9 protein-coding genes and 3 pseudogenes are annotated in these 8,121 nt (G+C 68.8%); 1 reads left to right on the top strand and 11 read right to left on the bottom strand.

Annotated elements, in window-relative coordinates; all coding sequences use genetic code 11:
* Positions 1-136: 136 nt before the first annotated feature.
* The 9 genes and pseudogenes from NMK44_RS41495 to NMK44_RS41540 form a co-directional block, all read right to left on the bottom strand.
* Positions 137-944: pseudogene (locus tag NMK44_RS41495) on the bottom strand (IS5 family transposase).
* 500 nt (positions 945-1,444) lie between these two features.
* The gene (locus tag NMK44_RS42880) at positions 1,445-1,609 is read right to left on the bottom strand and encodes a helix-turn-helix domain-containing protein (protein WP_374215424.1); all 165 of its coding nucleotides are present in this window, start codon (positions 1,607-1,609) and stop codon (positions 1,445-1,447) included.
* 170 nt (positions 1,610-1,779) lie between these two features.
* Positions 1,780-2,007 (bottom strand): annotated as a pseudogene (locus NMK44_RS41510) (helix-turn-helix domain-containing protein); the annotation flags it as partial.
* On the bottom strand, positions 1,950-2,447 hold the full coding sequence (locus tag NMK44_RS41515; RefSeq protein WP_254753329.1) for a hypothetical protein: 498 nt from the start codon (positions 2,445-2,447) through the stop codon (positions 1,950-1,952). The pseudogene NMK44_RS41510 and the gene NMK44_RS41515, both read right to left, overlap by 58 nt.
* Before the next feature lie 164 nt (positions 2,448-2,611).
* Positions 2,612-2,806, bottom strand: coding sequence for a hypothetical protein (locus tag NMK44_RS41520; protein ID WP_254753331.1), 195 nt, complete (start codon positions 2,804-2,806; stop codon positions 2,612-2,614).
* A gap of 81 nt (positions 2,807-2,887) precedes the next feature.
* Complete coding sequence (locus tag NMK44_RS41525) at positions 2,888-3,436, bottom strand: hypothetical protein (RefSeq protein WP_254753333.1); 549 nt, start codon at positions 3,434-3,436, stop codon at positions 2,888-2,890.
* 317 nt (positions 3,437-3,753) lie between these two features.
* Positions 3,754-4,074: a hypothetical protein gene (locus NMK44_RS41530; RefSeq protein WP_254753335.1), complete on the bottom strand. Its 321-nt coding sequence runs from the start codon at positions 4,072-4,074 to the stop codon at positions 3,754-3,756.
* A pseudogene (locus NMK44_RS42980) lies at positions 4,053-4,190 on the bottom strand (DUF6247 family protein); the annotation flags it as partial. The pseudogene NMK44_RS42980 and the gene NMK44_RS41530, both read right to left, overlap by 22 nt.
* Positions 4,191-4,799: 609 nt before the next feature.
* The gene (locus tag NMK44_RS41540) at positions 4,800-5,837 is read right to left on the bottom strand and encodes a winged helix-turn-helix domain-containing protein (RefSeq protein ID WP_254753337.1); all 1,038 of its coding nucleotides are present in this window, start codon (positions 5,835-5,837) and stop codon (positions 4,800-4,802) included.
* A gap of 433 nt (positions 5,838-6,270) precedes the next feature.
* Between NMK44_RS41540 and NMK44_RS41545 the strand changes: the two genes are divergently transcribed.
* Positions 6,271-6,477 (top strand): hypothetical protein, encoded by a 207-nt coding sequence (locus tag NMK44_RS41545; protein WP_254753339.1) that lies wholly within the window; start codon positions 6,271-6,273, stop codon positions 6,475-6,477.
* Positions 6,478-6,936: 459 nt separating this feature from the next.
* Here NMK44_RS41545 and NMK44_RS41550 read toward each other — a convergent pair whose 3' ends face one another.
* A complete protein-coding gene (locus tag NMK44_RS41550; RefSeq protein WP_254753341.1) occupies positions 6,937-7,248 on the bottom strand; it encodes a hypothetical protein in 312 nt (103 codons plus the stop codon).
* A 153-nt stretch (positions 7,249-7,401) separates the two neighbouring features.
* Complete coding sequence (locus NMK44_RS41555) at positions 7,402-7,764, bottom strand: hypothetical protein (RefSeq protein ID WP_254753343.1); 363 nt, start codon at positions 7,762-7,764, stop codon at positions 7,402-7,404.
* Between the last annotated feature and the right edge of the window lie 357 nt (positions 7,765-8,121).

The raw sequence follows: 8,121 nt of genomic DNA on the forward strand, positions 1-8,121 counted from the left end.
GCCAACTGAGGCCGCGACAAAGGAGGAAGAGACGAGCCAGCAGCCGAAGGCGAGGGTTGATAAGCCACCCCGAAAGCCTCCCACGCACAACGCCAGCACACCCACTGAACTTACGAAAAGATCAGTAGACGTCGTTTCACTTGGTGAGTCGGCGGTAGCCGATGAGGGTTGCGGCTATGCCGACGAAAGCAAGGAAGTTCAGCCTTGCGTTCGTAGCGGCGGTGCAGGCGTCGGCGTCCGGCGAGCCAGGAGAACGTTCTCTCGACGACCCAACGGTGGCGGCCCAAGCGTGTGGAGGACTCGATGCCCTTGCGGGCGATGCGGTGGCGGATGCCTCTCTTGCGAAGCCATCTGCGCAGGTGGTCGTAGTCGTAGCCCTTGTCGGCATGGAGCTTGGCCGGGCGTCGGCGGCGCGGGCCGCGGCGGGAGCGGATGGGCGGGATCCCGCGCACGAGCGGCTCCATGCCGAGACTGTCGTGCATGTTTGCGCCGAAGATGCCCAGGGACAAGGGGAGTCCGTTCCGGTCGGTGATCAGGTGGATTTTCGATCCCGGCTTACCGCGGTCGGTCGGATGTGGTCCGGTCAGTGGCCCCCTTTTGCCGCCCGGACGCTGACGGAGTCGATCGCGCACCGCGACCAGTCCAGTTCCCCTCGGGCGCCGAGCTCGTCGAGGATGACCCGGTGGAGCCTGGCCCAGACCCGATCCCGGCTCCACTGGGCGAAGCGCCGGTAGACGGTGGGCCAGGCCGGTCCGAACACCGGCAGCAACTGCCGCCAGGTGCAGCCCGAAGTGGCTACGAAGATGATCGCTGCCAGGCATTCACGGTTCACCGGCCCGTCGGCGGCCGCCGCCTTGCGGGCGTATGACCTGCGTCGGCGGCACCACTCGCCGGAACAGCGTCCATAACTCCTCTGGTATCAGCCGCTCAACGAGACCCGTCATGCACGGATCAACGAACGATCACACCATCAGAAACGGCGTCTTATAGGAGGCAGCAGCAGTGGCGGCGTGCCGGAGCTGGGCGGGAGGTATGGCCGCGACGAGCAGTACGGCGGTCGGGAAGGGCAGCAGGATCCTCAGGCTGAGGGTGCTGCCAATGGCGCAGGGGCGCGATCAGGAGGGAGCGCAAGGTGCGCAGGACGACGGTGAGACCGCCTTCACCGGCAATCAGGATCGCGATCAGCAGCAGGTAGTTGCGGTAGGTGTCGGCCTGGGAGACGGCGCCCGGCGGTCTGGGTTGGGCTCATTGACCCAAATGTTGACAGCTTCGACCGATGGCATGACGGGTGATCAAGACCGCAGACATCCGCCCGAGATCAGCATGAGCATCCCGAGTGAGCGCCAGGCCAGAGCCTCCGACCTGTATGTTCGAAGATGGCGAAGACTCAGTAATGACCTGCACATTTGCCGAGACTCGGTAGTTGCGGCCGGAGGCACTGACTTCAAGCCGGCTCGAGGGCCAGGAGAGGGCGTGACCGCTGCGTCACCCGGCATACCGTCGCCGACGAGACTCCGAAAACCTGCGCAAGCTGCCGCACCGCCAGGTTGGTTCGGTAGTGGACAGCCGCCAGCAGCACCCGGTCCGCCAGTGGAAGACACCATGACACCCGCCACCAGGACCATTACCTCCCCGCTCACTCACTACACCAACAAGACCTCGAACTGCCGCATCCGCAGCGCGCTGCTCGGCCTTGGCGCGCTCGGTGGCCTCCCACGCGGTATCCCACTCAGCCAGCACGCGGCGGGCGTGCGGCAGCAACACCTTGCCGACCAGCGTCAGCCGCACCTCTCGGCGGTCGCGTTCGAACAGCGGCGCGCCGAGCTGGCGTTCCAGCGCCTTGATCTGCTTGCTCAGCGCGGATTGCGAGACGAACAGCCGCTCGGCGCCGAGCCGCGCCCGGATGTGCCGCACGACCTCCACGGCGTCCTCCAGCAGTTGCTCGAAGGTCAGCTCTCCTTGTCCGTCGGCGCCGGAGCGGCGCATGGTCTTTCCGGTGCCGCGCATGTCGTAGCGCACCAGGGTGACATGCCGCTCCCAGTCGCGGGAGAGGGCCGCGAGGACTGAGTTGGACGAGCCAGGGCCGCCGTGCAGCTCCACCAGCACGGGGTTGGCGCGGTCTTCGCCAGGAAGGAGACGGCGATCAGGGCGCGCTGGGACAGACCGTAGTCGAGCGCGGTCGCGGCGGCCGGGCCGCTGTCTCGCGTGCGAGACGTCTCGGTGCCGGCGGCGATGGCGCCGTGGATCGCGGCCAGGGCGCGGGCGACGTCCAGGAGCCGGTACGCCTGGGCGCGGCTGATGCCGAACTCTGCGTCGCAGTACGACTCCCAGCTGCTGTGCCCGAGCGGCACCCAGACGCGGGCGGCGTGCGCGTCGCGGACCCGGGCGGCGAGCACCGCCACGGAGCGCCGGACATCGTCCATCGCCTGGCGCAGCGCGGCCGTCATCTCCCGGGCTCGGGGTCGCGGTCAGCGGCGGCCGCGCCGGTTCGACGGCGTGCTCCTGGTCCTCGTGCGGCTCGTCCCACGATTCCATCGTCCTCCGGGCCGGCGGGCTTCACCAGGGGGTACGGGAGCTGACCTCTGACAAGTGATCTCGACTTTGACCGTTCCTAGTCACCACCGCTGGTGGTCCGGTCCACGCTTCGGCGCCGACGCCTGCGGGAGCGACGCACCAGCTCGCTCACGGCGAGTGTCACTGTCGCCACGCGGCGGACCCAGCGGGGTCCGCCACGTTCCGCCCACAGCACGCATGCACACCCGCCGACGGCGAGCATCACGACGCCGAGCAGCAGCAGATTGATCATGCTCTTCCCCCCTGCGTTCAGTTTTACGGCCCTGCTGATGGTCTCAGACCAGGAAGGGCCCCAACGGGGAGCGGGTCGGTCTCAGTCGCCGTGGGGGGTGAGGGTGATAGCTACCTCATCCGGGCCGATGACCTGGCGGGTGAGGGCGTAATGCTCCTGAGTGTCGTCCTCGTCGCTGGGCGTGTAGGCGCCGGTCAGGGAGCCGAAAAGGACCGAGTCTGCCGGGTCGGCGAGCAGGAACTGCAAAGCCCGCTCTGCGGCGGCCTGGAGGGTACGGAGGTCCAGCTCCAGGCAGACCTTGTGCAGGTCAGTCAGCTCGCGTGCCTCGAAGCCGTGCCGGAAGGTGCTGTTCGAGTAGGCCCGCGCCAACCGTCGGAGGGCCGGATCGCCGCGCTCCAGCATCTCCCTGGGCAAGTCGTTGAAGGTGTCCATCACTCGCGTGCAGGCCCACAGCGCCAGCGCGGCTACCTGCCCCGGGTTCCGGCACAACTGCTCCAGCGAGTCCTCGCGGCAGTCGGCGCAGCCCTCCCGGGCCGCTCCGTACAACCGGGCCACCACGGTGCCGTCCACGGCCAGGGTGCGGCCCTGGCCGTTCAGCCACGTCGGGTCGTAGGGTGCCGGGTCACCCAATCGGCAGCGATATCACGCTCATGCCGGTGATCGACAAAACTCACAGTTCGCTCCCGTCGGACAGGCACGCGTTGACCGATCCGAGCATCCCCGCCTCGCGCCCCTCGGAACAGCGGTGACCGCAACCCGCCCAAGGTGAGCGCATTCCTTCGTCTTTGACCGCGAGTGGCCGACCGCCCCGAGGCAATTGGTGACTACCGCGGGCGGCTGCGCGTTGTCTCCCGGGTGGCAACCGGTGGATACGGCCGTGGCTACGATCGGAAGAACGACCTGACCCCGGCAGTTGCGATGCCGGGTCAGGTCGTTGTCACCGGTGGCTATCCGAGCCAGGTGATGGTGAGGACGGACAGGCGGCGCAGGGGCCGGTTCACCCAGCAGGTGAGGGAGAGCTGGCTGACGGAGGCGTGGCGGACATCCTGGCCCCCGGGACCGTCGGCGTTCCACGGCCGGAAGCCCCACGGATCGGCCGCGGCGGCGTCCAGGACGTCCCACACCATGTCTTCGACGTGTTCGGGCAGGGTGTCGAGGACCTTCGCGGCCGGGGCGGAGAAACGGACCGCGTACGGCTGTGAGTCACCGGCGCCGCCCGCGGAGCTCCGCCATGTCGATGAACTCGCTGTTCGAGCGCGGCCGCCCACCCCCGCTCGAAGGCCGGCACCCAGGAGTCGGCGCGCAGCTGGGCCAGGAGTTCGGCCGGCGCACCGGGCGCGGGGGCGTAGGTGGTGACGGGTGCGTGGTCGGGCTGCGCGCTCATCTGGTCCTCCCGGCGGGTCCTCCCCTCACGGTACGCGCGCCGGGTCGCCGTCGATGCGGACATGGGCCAGATCCTCCTAACCGGGTGTGCAGGGCGCGGGCGACGGCCTGGGCGTGCTGGCGGAGCGGCAGGTCCTGCTTGTCCCAGGTGGCCGCGACGTGCGCGTGACTGGCGGATCTGCTGGAGGCCGAGGCGGACCTGGAGGTGCTGTCCTTCTACCCGCACCTGCTGGCCTGGGAGCTCGCTCAGCTGTCGGCGGACAAGCGCGTCATGCCGGTGATCCTGCTGGACGCCTTCGAGGACGTCGCGACCGCACGCACCGCGACCTGGAGCGCCTCGTCCAGCGGGTGGTGTGGCTGCTGCCGAACTGCTTCTTCGTCGTCACCAGCCGCTCCCGCCTGCAATGGGCCGACATCGCCCTCCAAGGCCAGCTCGGGCCGGCCGCGTGCGCCATGTGCGGCGACCGGATCACCGGGAAGGTGCTGGCCGAGTTCGTCCTCGCGCGGCCTCGGCCGGGCTGGCGGACGGCACGATCAGCGGTGACGCGTATCCAGCAACAGTTGTGCCGTTTCGTCTTTCCGAACGTGGGTCGCAGCAAGGGGTCCGTATTCAAGTGCTGGACGGGGCCGAATCGTTGCTGTTCAGGAGGGTGAGGCCGAGGTGGGTCAGCGTGTGAAGGGCGGCCTTCCGTTCCCGGGTGAGAGTGGTTAGCCCGGCGCTGCGCAGGGTGGTGGCGTGTTCGCTGGCGCTGGCCGGTGATATGCCCGCCCGCTGCGCGAGCTGCGTGGTAGTGCATGCGGGTTGGTCGGCTATCACGCACAGCACGATTGCCCTGGTACGGCCGAGGAGCGCGGACAGAGCCGGCGGCACCGGGGCATCGACCTGGCGCGTATCGGTGGGGGAAGCCCATAGGGCAGCCGCCTCGACCGGGCTGTTCAGAGCCGGATACACCATGACGATCGTGTCGGCCTGAGCGCTGTCGAACAGCTGGGGTATGGGCCCGCAGAACACCGACGGAGCCAGAACGAGGGCACGGCCCGCCAAGTGGAAGTCGGCCTCCGGGTGGAACAGGGGCCGATAGTCCGGAATCTGAAGCACGGGCGGCGTCCACACGGCCATCGGGCGCAGGCTGTCGAGCAGGGCCCCGACCCCGCTCTGCACCATGAGCCGCCCACGCCGCGCCACCTCCCCGTCCAGGTGGTGGCCGATGCGCGCCCAGTACGGGGCAACCGCGACGCGGTGGCAGCTCTGTAGTGAGACGGCCAGCCTTCGAATCGCCTTCGGGTCAGCATCCATCACTTCGATCAGCCACGGTGCCCGCCCCGCATCCATGCGCCGACGTACGGAGAGCTCCGCGCGCAGCCGGTCCGGCACGCTGATCAGCCGCTCTATCCCCTCATCCATGCAGCCCACCGCGCCCACCAGGGTGAACAGATCCACCAGCCCCCCGGCGGGGCTGAGAAACCGTGCCGTCTCTCTCCCATCGGCGCTGATCCGGGGACCGGTGTGCGCACGCCACCCACCGAACAGCGCCGCACGGTCACGCGACTGCACAGTCCGCAGGCTCAGCTGAGTCTCTGCGAGCGGCCCCAGCACAGTGACCCGTACCTGCGCCAGGTCCTCGGCTGTGATGTGAATCCGCAGCACAGCATCCCCTCATCCGCTCCTGCGAATGATCCTTCCGGCCGCCCTCATTTCGGGGCAGGCCGAAACGAGTCGAATCCCACATCGGGCTGGGCGGACCCTTTACCCGACAGCAAGGCCCAGAACAAGGGCATTCAAGAAGGGAACGCATATGCGTGCACGTCTGTTGCTCGTGGCCGGCGCCGCACTTGGTGTGGTGGTCTCCCATGCCTCTGCGGCATCAGCAGTCACTCCTACCTCGATTCCCGCGACCAGGGCGGGAGCTCCCGCCGCCGCGGCCGAGCCGCCGTACAGTGTGTTCGCCGGGTCGAGCACCAACGGAGCAAGCTACGGATCAGTGCAGTACAAGTACTGGCCCTACAACGGCATGTACTGCTACCTGGCCGAGAACCCTACAGCCATAGACCGGGCCCCTGGGGACGGCTGGGGAGCTGTCGTGCGGGTCCATTTCACGATGCGCGGCTCCTCCCCCCAGACCGATCTCGAGGTCTTCGCCAGGGACGGGGAGCGCCGCACAGTCTGGGACAGATCCGGCACCTGCGAAGCCAAGGACGTCTGGTTCGACGTCTGCAATCTCCACGACAGCGCGAACCCGTACGATTTCTCCCAGCACTACAGCTGCGCGCGCCTACGCAAGAGCTAGTGGGACTGTCAATCGTTCGGTGTAACTCCCGATCATGGAAGATGCATCGATGACCAGTGAGAACGCGGCCGAGAGCAAGGCTGTCGAGCCGGAGGCTGTACCGGCGAAGGCTGTGGACGACCAGTTGATCGACGAGCTGGTGGGCCGGGCCCAGGCCAAGGGCCTGCAGCACCCGACTTCGCCGACCGTATCTCTCCCTTCGGTGAGCGCAGCGGTGCGGCGGAGTCGGGTCGCGAGGCACCGGGCCACGGCAGTCCGGCGCAGGAGCTTGGTCTGGTTCGAACGGTGCAGATATAACGACACAGCGCCCCAATTCCCTTATGCCGCCGCAGGGTTGAGCGAATCAGCACAACACGGTACCGGGCTCGAACCGACACGGCCCTGCACGCCTTCCTGATCCGATCCACCATCCGCACCGAGATCCGGATGACTCCCTCGTCGTCCGCCGGCGGACCCGGCTCACGCGGACGCCTGCAGCGGAGCCGGGTTCGGGACCGCGGCCGCTGTTCCGGTCTCGCGCGCCGCGCGCTCCGCTCGGGCCCGGCGCAGGTATTCGGCGCGGGCGTCGGCGATCTCGCGCTCCATCGTCGCCCGCACCTCGGCTGAGACGGCGGCGACGTCGCCGGGGTCGGTCAGGTCGGCGGACCAGGTGGCCGCGACCAGCCCGGCCTCCACGATCGCCGCCTCGGTCCGGCGCCGGTAGCCGCACGCCTCGCACAGCCCACCGGCCTGCTGCTGCCCGCAGTCCTCGCACGCCAGCGCCTGCCGCACCGCGTCGGCGGCGGCCGCGCGTTCGGCCTCCGCCCGCTCTGCCGCTGCCGCGCGGGCCGCATTCCGGCGGGCCTGCTCCTGGCGCCAGGCGGGTCGTCACCTCACGGTCCGCGCGCCGGGTGGCCGTGGATGCGGGCATGGGCGGATCCCCTCCTACTGGGTGGGCAGGGCGCGGGCGACGGCCTGGGCGTGCTCGCGCAGCGGCAGGTCCTGCTTGTCCCAGGTGGCGGCCACGTAGTTGAGGAGTTCGGCTGTCGCCCGTTCCGAGTCGCTGGGGTCGTTGGTCAGCAGCCGGTCGGCGGCGTAAGCGACGCCGGCGGCCGGGGTGGAGTGCTCCTGGTCGTCGACGGGGCGGTAGCAGGCGGTCAGCGTGAGGGTGTACTCGTTGCTGGTGCGGGTGAGCGCGGTGATGGTGTTGAGGTTGAGCGGCCCGAAGGACGGCTGTTCGAGGGCGGCACGGATGAAGTGCTGGTGGTTGCCGATCGCGGCGACCACGGCGTCCCAGGCGTAGGCCACCCGCTCACCGTCGGGGTCTGGCTCCGCGGCGGCAAGGGACAGCTCGAAGCCGGTGCCGTCGGCGTCGCGGAACCAGACCGCCTCGTCGCCGGGCGCGGCCAGGGCGACGAAGGTGATGTGCGGGCTGGAGCGCAGTGCGTCGGCGATGCGGACAGCATCGTGGTCGGCATCGAGGAAGGGGCTCTTGTCGCGGTCGATGGGCGGGAATTCAGTGTCACACTTTTCGCTCCTACTGATCTTTTCGTAAGTTCAGTGGGTGTGCTGGGTGAATGGTCAGGCCGGTGTGGGCGAGAAAGGACCATGGCAGTTGTGGGTTGTGGTTGATGCGGTTGATGCCTTGTTCGGTGGCGTCGGCGA

The sequence above is a fragment of the Streptomyces cucumeris genome (assembly GCF_024295805.1).
Lineage (GTDB): Bacteria > Actinomycetota > Actinomycetes > Streptomycetales > Streptomycetaceae > Streptomyces > Streptomyces cucumeris.

Coding starts and splice junctions, on each gene's coding strand:
- NMK44_RS41515 (WP_254753329.1), bottom strand. CDS start 2,447: ATGACGGCCGCGCTGCGCCAGGCGATGGACGATGTCCGGCGCTCCGTG.
- NMK44_RS41520 (WP_254753331.1), bottom strand. CDS start 2,806: ATGATCAATCTGCTGCTGCTCGGCGTCGTGATGCTCGCCGTCGGCGGG.